This is a genomic window from Vibrio sinensis, assembly GCF_003605645.1.
GTDB lineage: Bacteria > Pseudomonadota > Gammaproteobacteria > Enterobacterales > Vibrionaceae > Vibrio > Vibrio sinensis.
In genome coordinates, this window is the sequence record NZ_QVMU01000003.1 from 95,567 (window position 1) to 114,470 (window position 18,904).

At 41.6% G+C, this 18,904-nt stretch carries 15 protein-coding genes and 1 riboswitch; of the genes, 5 read left to right on the plus strand and 10 right to left on the minus strand.

Features of this window, described 5'->3' with window-relative positions; translation table 11 throughout:
* The first annotated feature begins 38 nt into the window (after nt 1–38).
* Nucleotides 39–596 carry a DUF3833 domain-containing protein gene (locus tag DZ860_RS05490; RefSeq protein WP_120029925.1) on the plus strand — a complete coding sequence of 186 codons (558 nt, stop codon included), beginning with the start codon at nt 39–41 and terminating at the stop codon, nt 594–596.
* 61 nt (nt 597–657) lie between these two features.
* Here DZ860_RS05490 and DZ860_RS05495 read toward each other — a convergent pair whose 3' ends face one another.
* Nucleotides 658–927 carry a DksA/TraR family C4-type zinc finger protein gene (locus DZ860_RS05495; protein WP_120029926.1) on the minus strand — a complete coding sequence of 90 codons (270 nt, stop codon included), beginning with the start codon at nt 925–927 and terminating at the stop codon, nt 658–660.
* Nucleotides 928–1,353: 426 nt separating this feature from the next.
* On the opposite strand from DZ860_RS05495, the gene pflB reads away from it, so the two are divergent.
* Nucleotides 1,354–3,651 (plus strand): formate C-acetyltransferase, encoded by a 2,298-nt coding sequence (gene pflB, locus DZ860_RS05500; protein WP_120029927.1) that lies wholly within the window; start codon nt 1,354–1,356, stop codon nt 3,649–3,651.
* A 191-nt stretch (nt 3,652–3,842) separates the two neighbouring features.
* Here pflB and DZ860_RS05505 read toward each other — a convergent pair whose 3' ends face one another.
* Nucleotides 3,843–4,244 carry a hypothetical protein gene (locus DZ860_RS05505; RefSeq protein WP_120029928.1) on the minus strand — a complete coding sequence of 134 codons (402 nt, stop codon included), beginning with the start codon at nt 4,242–4,244 and terminating at the stop codon, nt 3,843–3,845.
* Nucleotides 4,245–4,433: 189 nt separating this feature from the next.
* Complete coding sequence (ggt, locus tag DZ860_RS05510; protein WP_120029929.1) at nt 4,434–6,230, minus strand: gamma-glutamyltransferase; 1,797 nt, start codon at nt 6,228–6,230, stop codon at nt 4,434–4,436.
* Nucleotides 6,231–6,521: 291 nt separating this feature from the next.
* On the opposite strand from ggt, the gene DZ860_RS05515 reads away from it, so the two are divergent.
* Nucleotides 6,522–7,466 carry a hypothetical protein gene (locus DZ860_RS05515; RefSeq protein ID WP_120029930.1) on the plus strand — a complete coding sequence of 315 codons (945 nt, stop codon included), beginning with the start codon at nt 6,522–6,524 and terminating at the stop codon, nt 7,464–7,466.
* A gap of 180 nt (nt 7,467–7,646) precedes the next feature.
* A riboswitch (FMN riboswitch) is annotated at nt 7,647–7,788 on the plus strand.
* Between the two features lie 106 nt (nt 7,789–7,894).
* A complete protein-coding gene (gene ribB, locus DZ860_RS05520; RefSeq protein WP_120029931.1) occupies nt 7,895–8,551 on the plus strand; it encodes a 3,4-dihydroxy-2-butanone-4-phosphate synthase in 657 nt (218 codons plus the stop codon).
* A 341-nt stretch (nt 8,552–8,892) separates the two neighbouring features.
* On the opposite strand, the gene DZ860_RS05525 is transcribed toward ribB, so the two are convergent.
* The 4 genes from DZ860_RS05525 to DZ860_RS05540 form a co-directional block, all read right to left on the minus strand.
* Nucleotides 8,893–10,380, minus strand: coding sequence for a sodium:solute symporter family protein (locus DZ860_RS05525; protein ID WP_120029932.1), 1,488 nt, complete (start codon nt 10,378–10,380; stop codon nt 8,893–8,895).
* 171 nt (nt 10,381–10,551) lie between these two features.
* Nucleotides 10,552–10,938 carry a RidA family protein gene (locus DZ860_RS05530; RefSeq protein WP_120029933.1) on the minus strand — a complete coding sequence of 129 codons (387 nt, stop codon included), beginning with the start codon at nt 10,936–10,938 and terminating at the stop codon, nt 10,552–10,554.
* Nucleotides 10,939–10,962: 24 nt separating this feature from the next.
* Nucleotides 10,963–12,396 (minus strand): N-acyl-D-amino-acid deacylase family protein, encoded by a 1,434-nt coding sequence (locus DZ860_RS05535; protein ID WP_120029934.1) that lies wholly within the window; start codon nt 12,394–12,396, stop codon nt 10,963–10,965.
* Between the two features lie 18 nt (nt 12,397–12,414).
* Complete coding sequence (locus DZ860_RS05540) at nt 12,415–13,278, minus strand: MurR/RpiR family transcriptional regulator (RefSeq protein ID WP_120029935.1); 864 nt, start codon at nt 13,276–13,278, stop codon at nt 12,415–12,417.
* Between the two features lie 148 nt (nt 13,279–13,426).
* On the opposite strand from DZ860_RS05540, the gene DZ860_RS05545 reads away from it, so the two are divergent.
* Entirely contained in the window at nt 13,427–14,716 is a 1,290-nt protein-coding gene (locus DZ860_RS05545) for an alanine racemase (RefSeq protein ID WP_243641816.1), read from the plus strand.
* Between the two features lie 526 nt (nt 14,717–15,242).
* On the opposite strand, the gene araH is transcribed toward DZ860_RS05545, so the two are convergent.
* The 3 genes from araH to DZ860_RS05560 are packed head-to-tail and all read right to left on the minus strand — an operon-like array spanning nt 15,243 to nt 18,824.
* Complete coding sequence (gene araH / locus DZ860_RS05550; protein WP_120029936.1) at nt 15,243–16,232, minus strand: L-arabinose ABC transporter permease AraH; 990 nt, start codon at nt 16,230–16,232, stop codon at nt 15,243–15,245.
* Between the two features lie 17 nt (nt 16,233–16,249).
* Nucleotides 16,250–17,767, minus strand: coding sequence for an L-arabinose ABC transporter ATP-binding protein AraG (gene araG / locus DZ860_RS05555; RefSeq protein WP_120029937.1), 1,518 nt, complete (start codon nt 17,765–17,767; stop codon nt 16,250–16,252).
* A gap of 58 nt (nt 17,768–17,825) precedes the next feature.
* Nucleotides 17,826–18,824, minus strand: a complete 999-nt coding sequence (locus DZ860_RS05560; RefSeq protein ID WP_120029938.1) for an arabinose ABC transporter substrate-binding protein — start codon at nt 18,822–18,824, stop codon at nt 17,826–17,828.
* Nucleotides 18,825–18,904: the final 80 nt, after the last annotated feature.

The following is an 18,904-nucleotide window of genomic DNA, read 5'->3' on the forward strand; positions in this document are numbered from 1 at the left end:
CGTAAGAATTAAACACTATAAACAATAGGACAGGCGCTATGAGAGCACTCTTTATTTCATTTACGCTATTACTACTGGCTTCATGTGGAGCGTTTAATCTCGAAGAGCATGAAAACACACGACCAGAAATGAAACTGGAAACTTTTTTTAACGGTAACTTAGTAGCCTACGGTGTCGTTTTGGACCGTTCTGGCAACTTACTGCGCCGATTTAGCGTCGATCTCGTAGCAAACTGGCAAAATGATAACGGTGAGATTAAAGAGTGGTTTCTATTTGATGACGGTGAGAAATCGACTCGTATTTGGAGACTAAAAAAAGTGACCGACAATCAATATCAAGGCGAAGCCGATGATGTTATTGGAACGGCGGAGGGAAGCACATCTGGTTCTGTCCTCTACTGGGAATATGAATTAGAAATCGACTTTGATGGCACGATCTACCAAGTTACCTTGGACGACAAAATGTACCTTATTGATAAAGACCGATTGTTCAACAAAACCGATATGCTGAAATATGGTTTTAAAGTGGGAGAGATCATTCTTTATATTGAAAAAGAAAGTACCAAAAACACTAACGATATGAGCATAACCCTATAAATAATCACGGGGCCTAAAAGGCCCCTACTCTCTGCAATCATCGCGAGCTCAAAGCATCGTATTAACGGAGTTGACTATCTTTACTTGCACGGCGGTTAAAAGCACTTCTCATCTTATTAGTCGAATCTTCTTTTGCCTGACACTCCACGCACAGTTCAACACCCGGAATGATCTTTCTACGAGCAGCAGGAATAAGTTCGCCGCACTCCAAACAATATTCCGACTGATTATGTTCTTGTTTAATGAGTGCACGAGCACGGTTAATTGCATCAATAACAGTGGCATCAATTTGATCTTGTACGCCACCATCTCTTGTAAATCCATTAGCCATAATGGTCTCCAAAGGTCATGAATGACTGAGATAACATTATCGATTATTAACTGATGTTTGATAATAAGAAGAGAAGCAAATCACTATTACATAGTAGTAATAATATTAAGCACAATTGTTCAGCTAGCTTGGCACTTGGTTTCCTGCAAGTTTTGGGGTTTCTCAAATTAGTGAGGATTCTCAAAATGATAGATTTCTCTGCTCTTTTATTCGTAGAACACTTTTTATTTGCACGCAAGAAAACCTAGGAACAATGCTAAGACAATGATTTTATGGGTTAAAACCCTGTACATGCACAAAATGCATTAATAAAATTAAAACAATGCACTTTACTCATACAAAGTAAAGCCTATCATAGCAAGCAGTGAACTAAGGTTCGGTTCAATACCGATACTATATAATTATCAATACCTTATGGTGATCAATATGACTATTCCGACTACAGATATGATGGATGCTTGGGCTGGGTTTCAAGCCGGCGAATGGCAGCATTCGGTTAATACTCGTGATTTTATTCAGCACAACTACACACCTTATGAAGGCGATGAATCATTTCTTGCACAAGCAAGCGAATCGACACTTCAACTATGGCAAAAAGTGTTAGAGGGAATAAAACAAGAAAGTCGTACACATGCGCCGGTTGATTTTGATACTGATATGGTATCGACCATCACTTCTCACGATGCTGGATACATCGAATCTAATTTAGAAAAAATTGTTGGCTTACAAACCGACAAACCTTTGAAGCGCGCCATTATCGCTAACGGCGGTATTCGCATGGTTAAAACCTCTTGCGAAGTATATGGTCGTGAACTCGATCCTCAAATCGAAAAAACCTTTACGGAATATCGTAAAACCCACAACCAAGCCGCATTCGATCTTTACACCAAAGAAATTAAAGCGTGCCGCAGATCAGGCATCATCACTGGCTTGCCTGATGCTTATGGCCGAGGACGCATTATCGGCGACTACCGCCGCCTCGCACTATACGGCATCGACTTTCTAAAAGCGGATAAAAATGAACAATTGGACTCAACACAAGCCCAGTTAGAATACGGCCCAGATCTTGAAAAAACACTGCGTCTTAGAGAAGAATTAACCGACCAGATTCGCGCGCTTGAAGATATTCGTCAAATGGGTTTGAAATACGGCATTGACATGTCGTCACCTGCGCGTACCGCTCAAGAAGCGATTCAATTTACTTACTTTGGCTACCTTGCCGCAGTTAAATCACAAAACGGCGCGGCGATGTCACTCGGTCGTACTTCTACGTTCTTAGATGTCTATATTGAACGTGATATTGCCCTTGGTCTCATTGATGAAAAGCAAGCACAAGAATTGATCGACCATTTCATTATGAAACTGCGTATGGTGCGCTTTCTTCGTACACCTGAATACGATTCACTTTTCTCTGGTGATCCAATCTGGGCTACGGAAGCAATGGCTGGTATGGGTATCGATGGGCGTACGTTAGTTTCTAAAACAACATTCCGCTACCTACATACTCTTCACACTATGGGCCCTGCTCCTGAGCCAAACATGACGATTCTTTGGTCTGAACAATTGCCTATCGCCTTTAAGCAATATGCGGCAAAAGTATCGATTGAAACTTCTTCGGTTCAATACGAAAACGACGATTTGATGCGTCCAGATTTTGATAACGACGACTACGCGATTGCATGTTGTGTGAGCCCTCAAATTGTAGGCAAACACATGCAGTTTTTCGGTGCGCGTGCCAACCTTGCTAAAGCGCTACTTTACACCATCAATGGCGGTGTTGATGAAAAATCAAACGCACAAGTTGGGCCTAAATTTGCTCGTATCGAAGATGAAGTGTTAGATTTTGATAGCCTCATGCCTCGCTTTGAAACCATGTTGGAATGGTTAGCGACTCAATACGTGACAGCGCTAAATATTATCCATTATTCTCATGATCGCTACAGCTATGAAGCATCACTTATGGCGCTAATGGATCGTGACGTTCACCGTACCATGGCTTGTGGTATCGCAGGGCTTTCTGTGGTGGCTGATTCTCTAGCGGCAATCAAATTTGCTCAAGTTAAGCCAATTCGTAACGAAGAGGGTATTGCTATCGACTTCGAGATTGAGGGGGATTATCCGAAGTTTGGTAATAACGATCCACGAGTTGATGATATTGCTTGTGACTTGGTTGAACGTTTTATGAAGAATATTCAGAAAATGCACACCTATCGTGACGCTGAACCTACTCAATCAATTTTGACCATTACTTCAAACGTTGTATACGGCAAGAAAACGGGTAACACCCCTGATGGCCGCCGCGCTGGCATGCCATTTGGACCAGGTGCTAACCCAATGCATGGTCGTGATGAGAAAGGCGCTGTTGCTTCTTTAGCTTCAGTAGCAAAACTACCATTCGAGTTTGCAAAAGATGGCATTTCTTATACGTTCTCTATCGTACCGAATGCGCTGGGTAAAAATGAATCGAGCCAAAAAGCCAACCTTGCTGCGCTTATGGATGGTTATTTCCACCATGAATCACTGAGCAATGGTGAGACAATTGAGGGCGGACAACACCTGAACGTCAACGTGCTAAACCGTGAAATGTTGTTAGATGCCGTTGAGCACCCTGAAAACTATCCTCAGCTAACAATTCGAGTTTCTGGATACGCGGTGCGATTCAACTCTCTGACTCGTGAACAGCAACAAGACGTGATTAGCCGTACATTCACAGACAAGCTCTAGTTTCTGGATAGGACACAAGGACAATTTAAAGCGATACCTTTATGGGTGTCGCTTTTTTCTTAGCCTCCATCACGACGATTAATCTTATTGAGTTTTATTAACTGTGGTCATTGAATAAAACAGAAGTAACAGCAAATAATCATTGAGGATAGCGGACAAAAACGCACACCAAATCGTGTGCGTTTTTATTTTTAGAATAAACCTTCGATGAAATAGCATATGAATACAAAAACAGCAGGAACTAGATACACATACAACATCTTGTCATCAGCAATTTCTACAATTCTATCTATGATATAGACTTTCAAAAGTGTAAGAAAAATAAAGAAAAGATAAAGGTAAATAAAACCGAGAACGAAGATGCTAATGAGGCCTATGACACTGCCTAATAACGGGATATCAAATTGATCGATATACGTCATGATAAACATAGGAATACCAAAACAAGCCATCACTGGTAAAGCAAAAGTAAAATAATAAAATGCAGCAATTGGCTTATATGGGTAACTTAATGAACTCCAGTTATTCATAGAATCCCAGATTTCGGAAAGGAAACCATACAAAGGCAACCCTAAAACTAGAGCAATAACCACAAAATCTCTTTTGGAAAACACGGAATCATCTCACATTGAGGCTAGACACACTCTCCCCCACCAGCAGCGAACCACTATGTGATAAAGTAGAATGAAAACAAAGGCTAAAACAAATTTGTCAGCAATTGAATCATTACTAATATTCATGTTCAAGAATAATAATTTAGAAAAATCTATTAACCCCGAAATCTAATCCCCTAATACGACACCCTCACGTCGAGGATCTGCCCCGCCGACCAATTCGCCGTTGCCAATCAAAACGCCATGTAAGCCCGAATTCAAATCTCGAACTTCCACTTGATAACCCATCTTTTCTAACACGGGTTTGAAGCTAGCTGCCTCTGTTCCCTGCTCTAAATCGTAAGTGCCAAATCGGTTCACCATGCGTGGCATGCTGATCGCGTCTTGAATATCCATTCTCCAATCCAAATGGGCAATTAAGCTTTGTGCGACATAGCCAATAATGCGCGACCCACCCGGCGAGCCAATCGCTAAATAAGGTTTATCATCTTTGAATACGATCGTTGGTGCCATTGAAGAGCGAGGCCTCTTACCCGGCTCAACTCGGTTGGCAATCGGATAACCATTTTTGTGCGTAGCAAAAGAAAAGTCCGTCAATTCATTATTAAGTAAAAAACCGTTACTCATTACTCGCGAACCAAAGCCATTCTCTATGGTACTGGTCATTGAAATGACATTGCCTTGTTTATCAACGATCACAATATGGGTGGTGCTCGGTAGTTCAATAGATTGATCATCGGCATAAGCCACGGGCACATCCCATGGCGGGTTCCCAGGAGTGACTTCAGTGAGTGCTTTTCCCTTTTCAATTAAAGCAGCACGTTGAGCAAGGTAATTTTCATCCAGCAATCCATGTGGCATCGGGACATAATCGCTATCCGCGATATAACGACCACGGTCAGCGAAAGCGAGGCGCGATGCATCACCGATGATCTGCCATGACATCGGATTGTTTGGCCCTAGCGTTTTGAGATCAAAATGACTCACGATACCAAGGATCTGGCCTATGGTTAGCGCGCCAGAACTTGGTGGTCCCATACCACAAACATCATATTGTCGGTATGGGGCACAAACTGGCTCACGCTGCACAACTTTATAAGTCGCAAAATCTTCCAGCTCAAGATAGCCGGGGTTATCAGAAACTCCGTGAATTTTAGCCACAATATCTTGAGCGATTTTCCCGGTATAAAAAGCTTCTCCTCCCTCTTTTGCTAATATATTCAGAGTTTGAGCATAAGCCTTATTCACTAACTGACTACCTTGCTTTATTGGTTGCCCGTCTGGTGTAAAAAAGTAAGATTGGGTCTCTGGATAGCGGCTTAAGCGCTCTTTATCTCGTTCAATCGAAGACGCTAACCGCTGAGAAACCGTAAAGCCATTGTTAGCATAATTGATTGCAGGCTCAAACAAAGATTCCCACGCTTTTGTCCCGTATTTTTGGTGCATATCAGCCAATAATTTGACCGTGCCCGGTGTTCCAATCGAACGCCCACCAACAACTGCATCAAAAAACTTTAGTGGTTTACCGTTCTTATCCAAAAATAACTCCGGTCTTACCGCCAATGGCGCCGTTTCTCGGCCATCATAAGTAGTGAGTAGATCATTTTCTGCATCGAAATAGACCAAGAACGCACCACCGCCTAACCCGGACGATTGAGGTTCAACCAAGCCCAACACGGTTTGAACAGCAACTAATGCATCCGCCGCTGAACCGCCACTGGCTAACACCTTATATCCTGCCTCGACAGCAAGCGGATTGGCTGCTGCAACCATATATTGGTTGGCAACCACACTCTCTTTTCCTGTCACCTTGGTTGTTAGTTCTGGAGCGACACTATCAGCGACATCAGCGCCCTTAACCTCAGCAGTTGTCATATCAGAAACAGAAGAGTTGGTAGCAAAGGCGAGTGAAGATGTCACCGCCAAACTTAAGGTTGTTAAGGTTAACCAGCACTTTCTAAACATATATATCCTTATATCCAGGTAGAAAGAAAAATATCACCGACTTCAATCGGTCTGTCGAATGCTATGCAGTATAGTTTTAAAATGACTCACAAGGGGTATCTAAACCCAGAAACTGGAAGATACCACTCGACCGTAAATAAAAATCCCTGAGCATAGGTGAACTAGGTATCCGTTAACTTGCTTCGAATGCATTGTTTGAATCGTTTGAATACATTCTTTAAAGACATTACTTAAATACATAGACTCGTTTACCAAGTAAACTGTACCAATCAAGTTCTATTAAATATCACGATGAAAGCTCACACCTACACCCCGATAGATATTCCATTTAACTTTAGACATACCTGCTGGTTTTGTGGTGAACCCTCATCCAAAAGCCTCGATTTCCCGCGCAAACCGAGTCGTTATTTACAACATGCTTTACTGAGTATTCCCGCTTGTAGCGAGTGCCATGTTGTTAATTACCCTAACGGGCTAAACTCGATTTGGGCATTACGTGCCCACATTAAACAAGCAATTATTTCTCGCTACACCAAACACTTAGCCATTGGCGAAAACTGGACAGAACAAGAGCTCATCGATAGCCAGTTTTCTGGAGCCATCTTAGGTGGGTTTGGCAAAAGCGCATGGCATATGTACAACATAGCAAAACAGCGGGTGGCGTTTGAGGGTTGGCTCATCAGTGTTGACGATATCCCTCTTGATATCATTGATGATACTTCTGGGTTTGAATTTAACGGTACACGTTATTCATCTCTTTCGTCATGTATCGATTTCTATGTTGATGCGACCGATGTCGACAAAGAGTTGCTCACACAGATCATCGATATTGTTTCGCCAAATCGTTTTGAATACGCACTGAAAATAGCACGCCTCAACAAGCGAATCTCTAATCACCAACGTGAACAGATTATTGAAGAGATCCATACTCAAGAGACGGAAAAGCAAGAAGCCGAACGAGAGCAAATGGCAAGCAGTAACGCTGACCTATCGATTGTGGATGTCGCGATTTCCGGCACCGTTGCGCCCGCTTTTGCTATCCAGTGGGCAATCGAACATGGTGCTCATTCGCTTAAAGAATTATGCCAGCTCGAAGATGATTATTTTGATGAGTTCGAACACCTCGGCGGCACCACTGCGTTTCTTTCCTATAACGGGTTACAACTTTACTTAAATGCGCGTGAAGAACCAAATTGGGTTGAGGCTCATGATCCAAATAAAGAGGCTTGGGGATAATCGGACTCATTTGATGGTTACAAGTGGGTATATATTGGCTAACTTATTGAACAAATAAGAAACGAGCAATAATTGAACACTCAATACTCACACGTTCTCACTTTTCCTTTTTTTATTTCCCTCGTTCAACAATATGTAATACTCTTTATCTGCTCAATTTATTGAGCGACATTTTGAAACTGTAATTCTCAGGGCAGGGTGTAATTCCCTACCGGCGGTATGTCTTTTATAGATGAGCCCGCGAGCGCTCGATTCGTCGAGGTCAGCAGATCTGGTGAGATGCCAGAGCCGACGGTCATAGTCCGGATGAGAGAGAATTGAAACACACCAGATCCATAGCAGGGTTTCCTGCGATGCCTGGTGCATTTTGCATCGTGTTTTATCCCTCAAAAATAGCCCTGATTCTGGTACCACAATAGGAGAAAACCATGAATCAGACATCAATACTTGCCGAATTTGGCGACCCAATCACCCGTGTAAATAACGCACTCGAAGCACTCAGAAATGGCCATGGCGTAATGCTGCTAGATGATGAAGATCGCGAAAATGAGGGTGATATTATTTACTCTGCAGAACATCTAACATCACAACAAATGGCATTAATGATTCGCGAGTGTAGCGGTATTGTTTGCCTATGCTTAACCGAAGAGCATGCCAACCAACTAGATCTACCGCCAATGGTCGTCGACAATAATAGTGCAAACCAAACAGCATTTACCGTCTCTATCGAAGCAAAACTTGGGGTAACGACTGGAGTTTCAGCGCAAGATCGCGTCACGACAATCAAGACAGCTGTTTCACCAACAGCTCAACCAAGCGATCTCGCTAGACCGGGCCATGTATTCCCACTTCGCGCTCGTTCAGGTGGAGTGTTGACTCGTAGAGGCCACACTGAGGGAACCATTGATCTTGTCACTCTTGCCGGATTGCAACCTGCAGGCATACTTTGTGAACTGACAAATCCAGACGGAACCATGGCAAAAACACCAGAAATCGTGGCCTTTGCTAAATTGCACAATATGCCGGTTTTAACGATTGAAGATATTGTTCAATATAGAACGGAAAGCCTGCAGCAATCAGCATAACTTCGGCTTACTATCTAGTTAGTATCGGCCTGAAATAGACAAACACAGAGCATCGAAAGTTCATTTAAATGCTCTGTGTTTCTAGTCTGCGTAGGTTTAGGTTTGAGGAGGAGATCTTTAAGTTTAACCTCTACCACTGCGAAATGAATGAGCAGCGACTTTCACTCTTAACCTACAAACACTTAGCTTCAAGCTCTTCCTCAAAATCATCATACTGCATAGTTAAGTGGTTAAGTGGTTAAGTGGTTAAGTGGTTAAGTGCTTTACCATCTATTTAGATAACAAACCTCTTAAAAAAATAAAGACCACAAGCATCACTTGCAGTCTTTAAATACAACTCACTATGCAGGTTTATGAGTAGGGATAACTTCTGGCTCCGAATCCATTTCCATGGCTGAACGTTGCTCATTAATTATATTCAACGCTTCTTCATCACTGGTTTTGCATGACGGTGTCATTAATGAAGCAACAACCCCAGCAACTAGCGCGACAAAAACAGATGGAATTGACGGGTTGCCCCAATAGGCATTCCAATCAGCATTCATCATGACAATAATAGACGCTGAAGATGCGCCAATTAACGTTGCAATCGCACCTTGCCAATTATAACGCTTCCAGAATCGCCCTAATAATCCGCAGACAAACATTCCCGACATTACTGTCGAAATCATCTTGGTTATGTAACTAATAATATCATTGGATGTTAGTGCAAATAACAGAGCAATACCGATTACACCTACTAAACTAAAACGTGAGTACTTAACTGTCTTATCTTTAGCTGGCACCTTGCCAGTAATCATGCTGTAAACATCACAAAGCAAAATTGAAACACCAGCAATAGCATCTGAACTCGCGCTAGACATAGTCGCAGATAAGCCAGCAATCAAGACAATAAGGGCGACCCAAGCAGGTAGAACAGCCGTTGCTAGATATGGGAATGCAAAATTACTATTTTTCAATTCTGGATTAATAACAAATGCTGCCATACCTATAATTGCTGGAATAACAGAGAATAATAAGTAAAGACCACCTGACATGAAGAAAGATCGACGAACAGTTGATACGTCTTTACTCGAATAAATGCGCTGACGATATGATGGCGTAGCCAACACACCCACACCAACAACAAAAGCAAGTGAAATCGCCGGGAACACACCTAGCTTATCAACTGCCATGAAACTAAGAGCGGCAGGATCCATACCGTTGTATAAGTTTTCAAAACCACCGATATGGTAAACAGCAAATACAGCCATCAATATGAAACCGAAAAATAGAATTATCGCTTGTATAGTATCTGTCCATACTACAGCTGTATAACCACCGATAACAACGTAAATAGCAAATGCTATAGCAATAGCAATTTTTGCGGTATTAAGGTCGATATCCGTCATCCACGCCAAATATAATCCGCCACCTAAAATATGAGCGCCTAACCAGCCAATTGAAGCTACAAAAATCAATACACCAACAACGTTCTTAACTAGTTTATTACCTCCAACGTAATAAGAAAGCTCTTCACTCATTGTCATAAATTTCAGTTTTCTCATCGGTGCGAAAATTAATGCCAGCAAAATGATTCCGATTGCACCGCCAATACCATAAAGCATGCCCGCCCAGCCATTTGAATAACCGAAACCCACCGCGCCCATGCTTGAACCTGTCCCCACCATAGTAGCAACAGTTGTACCTAAAACTAAAAACAATGGTAGCTCGCGACCTCCGAGCAAGAAATCTTCTCCCGATTTCTGGTTACGCGATACATACCACCCCAGCCATATACAAAATATGACATAAACGATAAACCCAGTTAAAAATAAAGTGCTATCCATAAATACCTCAAACTTCTTATTTCATTATTTATTACTAAAAAAAGTGTGTATAACTTTATTGCAGGGTAAAACGATAAGGCTCAGGTGAAAGAGCCTTATTTAAAACATTAATTAATATATATTTTTAGTATTGCTATTATATCCAGCCAATATTCAGGCATCAGATATAATTTAATTTGATTTATAACATGTTAGATCAACTTCGACTTTAACATCGACGACTAAATCTGCAACCATGCAAATTCTTGCTGGTGGATGCTCACCAAAATACTCTTTAAATACTTTATTGAATGACTGAAAATATCTCGCATCAGTCAATATTACTTTCATGTGAACAATATCTTTTTTGCTATAACCAGAGTTATGCATAATTTCAAGACAGTTTTCTATTGCCAGTTTTGATTGTTCAACAATCCCACCTTCTACAACTTCACCGTCAGTCATCGGAGTTTGACCAGAAATATATAACCAACCTCCAGCTTCTACCGCACTCGAAAATGGAAGATGTTGACCACCCGTGCCTGATTTACCCTCAGGACCATAACGTTTAATACTCATACTTATTACCTTTTTAGACATCTGCTATGCACGACAAAGAAATCTGCCGTGCCGTTGAGAGAAAACCTGATTGTCATGGTAAGCAATTTCACCATTAACAATTACGGTGTGAATTCCTTTTGCTTTTTGCTTGGGATTGGAAAATGTCGCCAAATCACCGACAGATTCTTCATCAAAAAGAACAATATCCGCATATGCTCCCTTCTCTAGAATTCCTCTGTGTAACAAATTAAATCTTTGAGCTGATTTACCTGTCATTTTGTGTACTGCTTCCTCAAGAGAAAACAGTTTTCTTTCTCGCGAGTAATAACCTAGCACTCGAGGGAAAGCGCCCCATAAACGAGGGTGCGGATGAGGGTCATTAGGCAAACCATCGGAACCGATCACAGAATGTTTCGACGTCAAAACCCGCTCAACATCCTCACTGCACATATTGTGATAAACCGCACCTGCTGGCTGAAGCATTCTTGCGGCATCGAGCAATGTTTGGTCTGTTTCTTTGGCTATCTGCTGTAAGGTTTTCTGCGCATGTTGTGGACAAGGTTCTGACCAAGTGATGAATATTTCAAATTCATCCGTGACCTGTTTTAAATCCAAAGTTGAAGAGCTTGCCGTATAAGGATAACAATCACAGCCAACATTTTGTTTTTTGGCAGTATCATCTAGGAGTTTTAACGTCTCTGTCGTTCTCCCCCAGTTGCCTGCTCCTGCACATTTATGATGAGAGATGACAACTGGGACATTATTGATTCGTCCGACTTTGAAAGCTTCTTCCATTGCATCTAAAATTGGCTCAAATTCAGAGCGCATATGCGTCGTATAAATAGCCTGAAACTCACTTAATTCAGACGCTAACTGTTCGACTTCTTGACTTGATGATTCATAAGCAGATGCATATGCTAAACCTGTACTTAATCCGAGAGCGCCATCATTAAGTGATTGCTTCAATTCTTGTCGCATCGCCATGATTTCAGCTTCTGTTGCAGTTCGATAAAGATCATCCATAACGTTATTGCGCAATGTGGTATGACCGACTAGAGCTGCAACGTTAACAGCAGGTTGTGCTTTATTGACTGCATCAACATAATGCTTAAATGTAGGGTATTGAAATGCCTCTTTCTCTCCCAATAAATTCATCGGATCGGGTGGCAATTCTTTTAAAATTGCAGGTGAAGCACTAATGCCACAATTCCCAACAATTACCGTCGTGATTCCTTGGCTAATCTTAGGAATACATTCCGGTTCACAAATCACATTAGTGTCATCATGAGTATGTACATCAATAAAACCTGGGGCAGCGATTAAACCAGCCCCATTAATTACAATCGCTCTTTCATTACATAGATCATTACCAATTCGCACTATTCTGTCGCCGTCAATTTCTATATCGCTAATAAAGCGAGGGCTTGCAGTGCCATCAACAACAGATACATTCTTAATAAGATACGTCTTCGTCATGTCTCAGCTCTTAAAGTTCTAGTCACCCAGTGGCTGGCGAACTGCCGCTGGTCTGTGGCTATCAAGGTTAATTTTTATTCGCCGTAATTTGTCTCTCGACTTAGGTTTATTCATCACAGCTAGGCGATAAGCTAAACAATCTATTGCAACAAGCATTGCGTAACGCGAAGTAGACGGTTTATAAATAAAATCTCCCTCTTCATTTATAATTGGTAATATAAAATCACTAATACGTGCTAATTCTGAATTTTCCGATGTAATAGCGATTACCGTTGCACCATATTGTTTAGCAATCGATGCTGCCTCATTAACCTCTCGTGTACTACCTGACGCCGAGAGCACAAAAAACACATCATTTTTTTCGACTGTAGATGCCACCATCCGACTAAGCAGTCCATCGTTATAGGCTGTCACAATGAGTCCAAATCGAAATAGTCGATATTGAAGTTCCTGCGACATAATCGTCGAACCACCACCCATTCCTACGGCAACAATATGACGAGCATTCGTCATAATTTCACAAACCTGATTCAACACGGTCTCGGATATAGCATTCCGATTTCGTTGAATCACATTTTTTGCACTCTCATAAATACCACTAACACCTGATTCATCCGGCTTTTCGTAAATAAACTGCTGAGCTGTTACCAGCGTCTTTGCTATTCGCATTTTCAAATCACGAATATTTCGACAGCCCAATGCTTTGCTAAATCGAGTAACAGAGGCTTCGCTAACTTCTGCTTTCGCGGCTAATTCTGAAATACTCGCCAAAGATGCAAATTCAAGTTCATTGACAACGACATCCGCTACTTTTTTTTCAGCTTCTCTCAGCTGAGGATATTTCTCGTTAATACAAGAAATAATGTCTATTTCTATACTCATATCGGTTACCTGATTACGTGATTATTATCGCTTTACTTTTTAATTACTTCTGTGAGATAAAACACAAAGAAACAACATCTCCATGAAAGTTTCAAACACAAAAACTAAATTATACATACTAAGTCATTAAAAAACAAAGGATTGCATCATGAAAGTCGATATTTGTGATTTTTTAATACATGATATTCGTGAAAATTTAGAACATACTAATATTCAAAAATCCCTAAAAGGAATGCCAAATAACTTAAACTCAAATGGTCACTACAACTTATCGAAAGAAGAGGTCAGTTTACCTTGCGCTACATTAAAAATGTCAGCGGTCGATAACAACATTGCGTGGATGCAAAGATTTGCAAAACAAACGAATGTGTTGCTTTGTCCCCATATTAAAACAAGCCTAACCCCAGCGATTATTAGCAAACAGATTGAAGCTGGTGCATGGGGCGTCACTGTAGCAACCATACAACAAGCATTTGTTGCCAAGGCATGCAAAGCAAAAAACATTATTTTGGCTAATCAACTCGTTGGAAAAAGTAATTTCGATCTTGCTTTAACATTAATCGATGACAATGAATGCCAATTACTCGTTTGTATTGATTCCATTAGTAATGCATCAGCGCTCAATGATTTCTTTCAAGCAAATAACATGTCTCTTAACGTCCTAGTTGAGATTGGCGTAAACGGTGGTCGATGTGGCGTTCGAAATAAAGATGAATTGGGAACGTTGATTTCATTTATTCGAAGCTGCTCTAACCTTTCGTTACAAGGTATCGAATTTTATGAGGGCGTAATCCATAGTGAAAATGAAGTTAATGAGATTCGCGAGTTTCTTTTTTACATCGAAGAGATGGCTAATCAATATTTAGACTCATCCATATTTGATACGTGCCAACCTATCATTACAGGGGCTGGCTCGGCATTTTATGATTTAGTTGTAGAAATGTTCTCTTCACTCCCTGCCGCCTATCAGAAAATAATTCGTCCCGGTTGTTATGTGTCTCACGACACTGGAATCTATGATAGAGCACAGAAAAATCTCCGAACTAGACTCTTAGACTCCAATTCGATTAGTTGTGAGATCTCCGGAGACCTTATATCTGCTATTGAAATATGGGCCTACGTTCAGTCTCGCCCAGAGCAGAACAAATTAATCATAAATATTGGTAAGCGTGATGTGGCATTTGATTCTGATTTGCCAAAACTTGAAAGAGCTTTCCGCTTTGGTCAACCCTTAGATATTTCTTTTAATAACATCGTCGCTACCTCCGTAATGGATCAGCACATGTTTTTAGATGTTCCAATTGATTGCACACTTGAGGTGGGTGATATCGTTGTTTTTTCAACTTCTCATCCTTGTATTACCTTTGATAAGTGGCGTTATATCACCATTATCGATGACCATGACAATGTTATAGGTTGGATGAAAACGGAATTCTAATCTCAGAAAATTAGAATCATTCAATTGGTAATTAATAATTATGCTAGAGCAAAATGACATCTCATTCTGCTTTAGCATTCTAATTAAGTGGGTATGACTGCACCAAACATTTAATGCTATGCATTCGATGTGTGAATCAATGGACTATTTATAAGTTCTACCACTGCGACACGTGTAAACGACTCCTTACCCCCTAACTTGTAGGCCCATTGCTTCAAGCACTTCTTCAAAATCATCACATTACGCAGTTAAATTTGGTAAAGAAAGCCTTGCCTCAATGAAAAAACGACTTTGATGTAAGGGTTCGCTTCCCCACGCCATCTGCCACCATTCTAAAATTCTTCCTCGCGAGTCATGAAGTCGCTGACTTGTAGGTACGCGATCACTTTTACTACGATTTTATTGAGAAAGATTACAACGAATTAATATACGCAGATATTAGAAGAATGACCTTATAGATATATAACTCTTAAATCACGTTGAATTGGAATATGTGTTTTATCAACCATTTCAACGTGGAATAGATTTATACTCGGCTCGTTTGTTTGTAGCGGTCGAAAATGACGGCGGCTAGTAAGATCGCACCACGAACAACGTATTGAGCGAATGGTGACATATTCAACAGGTTCATGGCATTTTCAACCGTACCTAGAATCAAGACACCGGCAATAACGTAAGATACTTTACCAATCCCACCTTTTAACGATACCCCACCCAATACACAAGCTGAAATAACTACCAACTCAAAACCCACAGATGTCATTGGCTGACCACTTGTCATACGCGCCGCCAATATCACACCAGCCAAAGCGGAGATAAAACCAGACATGGTGAAGATGATCATTTTGGTTTTAACAACATTAACGCCAGCTAATCGAGCCGCTTCTTCATTACCTCCAATAGCCAATGTATTGCGGCCATAAACCGTGCGATTAAGTAAGAAAGCAAAGACAGCAAAAGTGATGATCGTTAACCAGATTGGCGTAGGAACACCCAGTATTGAAGAATTACCTAGCGCAAAAAAACTTTCTTCAGTAATACCAACCGCTTTACCATCTGAAATGATATAGCCTAACCCGCGCGCGATTTGCATAGTTGCCAAGGTCGTGATCAGCGCGTTAATTTGCAGTTTGGCTATAACAAACCCATTCAATAAGCCGAACGCGACACCGGAAAGTAAACCAGCACAAACACCAAGCGCTACACTGCTTGTCGCATTAATGGCAACCGCTGTTACCACACCAGAGCAGGCGATAATTGATGCGACAGACAAATCAAGGTCACCACATGCAAGGCAGAAAAGCATCGCACACGCCACCATACCACTCATGGAGATCGCGAGACCCAACCCTTTCATATTAATGAACGTGGCAAAGTAAGGGACAAAAAAAGCACAAAATAAAAATAGACCAGCGAACACCATCAGCATACCGAATCGGTCCCAGATCCCAGCAAAATTGAACGAACGCTTAGTGTTCTGTTGATCAAGTAGTTTTGTAGAACTTGTTGCAGACATAATCATATTCCTTAATCTTAGGCAGCTGCCGACTCGTCTTTATCTAGCATCGCTAGGCGAAGCGCTGTTTGTTCATTAAATTCGTCACGTTTAAGCTCTCCGGTTACGGCGCCACTTTTCATCACCAGAACGCGATCAGAAATACCCAACACCTCTGGTAGATCACTGGAAACAACTAATACCGTTACCCCATTCTCTGCAAGTTTAAAAATCAGTTCATAAATCTCAGATTTTGCACCGACATCGATACCACGCGTAGGTTCATCCAATAAAATGACGCTCATTGCAGTCGACAACCAACGCCCCAATATCACTTTTTGCTGATTCCCTCCAGAGAGTTTTCCAATCGGTTGTTCTAAAGAGGAAGCTTTAACGTTTAACGCTTCTTTTTGCTTCGTCGCATTGGATTTTTCCCAATCAAAATCAATTAGGCTTTTCAATTTCAGGTGCCAAGGGCGCGCGCTGATATTAGTGTTTTCTTGCACTGACATGATAGGCACAATGCCATCGGCTTTACGGTCTTCTGAACAGAGTGTAATTCCCGCACGAATCGCGTCTTGTGGGCTTTTCACCACCACATTGACATCATGTAAATAGAGAGCGCCTGCGGTTTTTTTATCTGCACCAAAGATAAGACGAGTCAGTTCGGTTCGCCCCGCTCCCACTAGCCCAAAAAGACCCAGAATTTCACCTTGTTTAATATCAAGCGAAACAGGAGTAGAGAGACCGGGCCCCTTAAAATTTTCAAGGCGTAGCCCACTTTTACCTAAACTTCGAGAACGGTAATTGTAAATATCATTGATTTCACGACCAACCATGAGCTCTACTAAGCGATCATGAGTTAATTGGGACATATCATTAAATGACTGAACATGCTGACCATCTTTGAAGATCGTAATGGCATCACACAGATCAAAAATCTCTTCCATACGGTGCGATACATACATGATGATCTTGCCAGAATCACGTAGTTCGCGAATAACCTTAAACAGGTTTTGAATCTCACGTTGAGACAAACTACTTGTCGGCTCATCAAATGCAATGATTTGCGCGTTACGACTCAGGGCTTTCGCGATTTCTACCATTTGCCATTGCCCTATCGAAAGCTCTTTCAACTGGCAAGATGGATCGAAGGTTTCACCCAAACGTTCTAGCTGAACGCGCGCATTTTTATTGAGAGTTTCGCAGTCTACTCGACCGCCTTTGGTTGGCAATTGACCAAGGTAGATATTCTCTGCTACCGTCAATTCAGGTACCAAATTAAGTTCCTGATAAATAATGGCAATACCATAATCGAGTGCGTCATTGGTCGACTTTAGCGTAACCTCATTACCATCAATAACCATGTGGCCTTCTGTTGGCTGATGAAAACCACTTAAGGTTTTGAGTAGTGTAGATTTCCCAGCACCATTTTCTCCCATTAAAGCATGGACACTTCCAGCATCCGATCGAAAACTAACGTTATTCAATGCTTTAACACCAGGAAAGTGCTTCGATATATTGCGAAACTCTATATATGAAGGGGACTTCGCCATGATATTCTCTCCGTTAAATCAGTGAATAGCGGCCAGTAAGACCGCCATCAAAAATGGACTACAGTCCTTTTTTCGCAAGTTCATCTTTGAAATTGTCACGAGTGATCAGGACAACCTCAGTGACCTCAACAAACTTCTCTGGTTCAACGTCTTCTTTCACCCACTTGTATAGAGATTCAATACTCTTATAGCCATGGACATCAGGGCTCGGTAGCAGTGAACCGTAAAAACCTGTCGACTGAGATTTTGCGAGCTCATTCACCGCGTCTACGCCATTAATACCAATCCCAATCACGCTATTGGCATCAAAACCTTGCCCTTCAGTCGCACGTACACCTCCCAATACTGTGTTGTCATTCATGCCAACCACTAACCATTGTTTAACCGTCGGATATTGCACAAGCAGTGAATTGGCTGCATCTAACGCCCCTGGAATATCGTTAGCTTTGGTTGGTATGCGATAAATTTGATCCGCAGGGAAACCCGCTTGCTTAAGTGCAGAAATAGAACCATCAACACGACGACGCGCCGTATCCAGTTCATCGGCAGTAATCGCCATAACACCCGTTGTCGCAACGTCCCAATTACGTTTTTGCATTTCTTTGTAAAGTTCTAAGCCTTGGCGCTCACCAATCGCTGTTGCCGCCATCATAACCAATGGCACTTCCGTCATTGGCTCGCCTTTAGCATTCAAAAATTGGTCATCCACCGTGACGACTTTCAAATCATAGCTTTTCGCTTTTGCCATGATCGCAGGCCCCAATTTCGGGTCAGGCGTACAGATGACAAAACCCTTAGCACCTTGAGCGGCAAGAGTATCAATAGCATTTAACGTTTTTTCACCGTCTGGCACCGCCATTTTCACCACTTCAAAACCGAGATCTTTACCGGCCTTTTCCGCAAAAGACCATTCTGTTTGGAACCACGGCTCTTCAGGTTGTTTCACTAAGTAACCTAATCGAGTTTCATCATCAGAGCCAAAGAAAGCATTGGCTGAAGCGCTCAGTATGGTCACACCAGATAGCGCCGCGATTGTTAGTAATTTTTTTAGTTTCATTATTATCCATCCACTTGTAGGGGTAAGTGCTCGGCGTACATATTTGTTCATCTTCATCGGTTTGTTAGTGATAAAAATCA

What these genes read in the sequence shown, in the direction of transcription:
- DZ860_RS05495 (WP_120029926.1), bottom strand. Translation starts at nt 927, where the DNA reads ATGGCTAATGGATTTACAAGAGATGGTGGCGTACAAGATCAAATTGAT.
- DZ860_RS05525 (WP_120029932.1), bottom strand. Translation starts at nt 10,380, where the DNA reads ATGGATAGCACTTTATTTTTAACTGGGTTTATCGTTTATGTCATATTT.
- DZ860_RS05545 (WP_243641816.1), top strand. Translation starts at nt 13,427, where the DNA reads ATGAAAGTCGATATTTGTGATTTTTTAATACATGATATTCGTGAAAAT.
- ggt (WP_120029929.1), bottom strand. Translation starts at nt 6,230, where the DNA reads ATGTTTAGAAAGTGCTGGTTAACCTTAACAACCTTAAGTTTGGCGGTG.
- DZ860_RS05490 (WP_120029925.1), top strand. Translation starts at nt 39, where the DNA reads ATGAGAGCACTCTTTATTTCATTTACGCTATTACTACTGGCTTCATGT.
- araG (WP_120029937.1), bottom strand. Translation starts at nt 17,767, where the DNA reads ATGGCGAAGTCCCCTTCATATATAGAGTTTCGCAATATATCGAAGCAC.
- ribB (WP_120029931.1), top strand. Translation starts at nt 7,895, where the DNA reads ATGAATCAGACATCAATACTTGCCGAATTTGGCGACCCAATCACCCGT.
- DZ860_RS05535 (WP_120029934.1), bottom strand. Translation starts at nt 12,396, where the DNA reads ATGACGAAGACGTATCTTATTAAGAATGTATCTGTTGTTGATGGCACT.
- DZ860_RS05515 (WP_120029930.1), top strand. Translation starts at nt 6,522, where the DNA reads ATGAAAGCTCACACCTACACCCCGATAGATATTCCATTTAACTTTAGA.
- DZ860_RS05540 (WP_120029935.1), bottom strand. Translation starts at nt 13,278, where the DNA reads ATGAGTATAGAAATAGACATTATTTCTTGTATTAACGAGAAATATCCT.
- DZ860_RS05530 (WP_120029933.1), bottom strand. Translation starts at nt 10,938, where the DNA reads ATGAGTATTAAACGTTATGGTCCTGAGGGTAAATCAGGCACGGGTGGT.
- pflB (WP_120029927.1), top strand. Translation starts at nt 1,354, where the DNA reads ATGACTATTCCGACTACAGATATGATGGATGCTTGGGCTGGGTTTCAA.
- DZ860_RS05560 (WP_120029938.1), bottom strand. Translation starts at nt 18,824, where the DNA reads ATGAAACTAAAAAAATTACTAACAATCGCGGCGCTATCTGGTGTGACC.
- araH (WP_120029936.1), bottom strand. Translation starts at nt 16,232, where the DNA reads ATGTCTGCAACAAGTTCTACAAAACTACTTGATCAACAGAACACTAAG.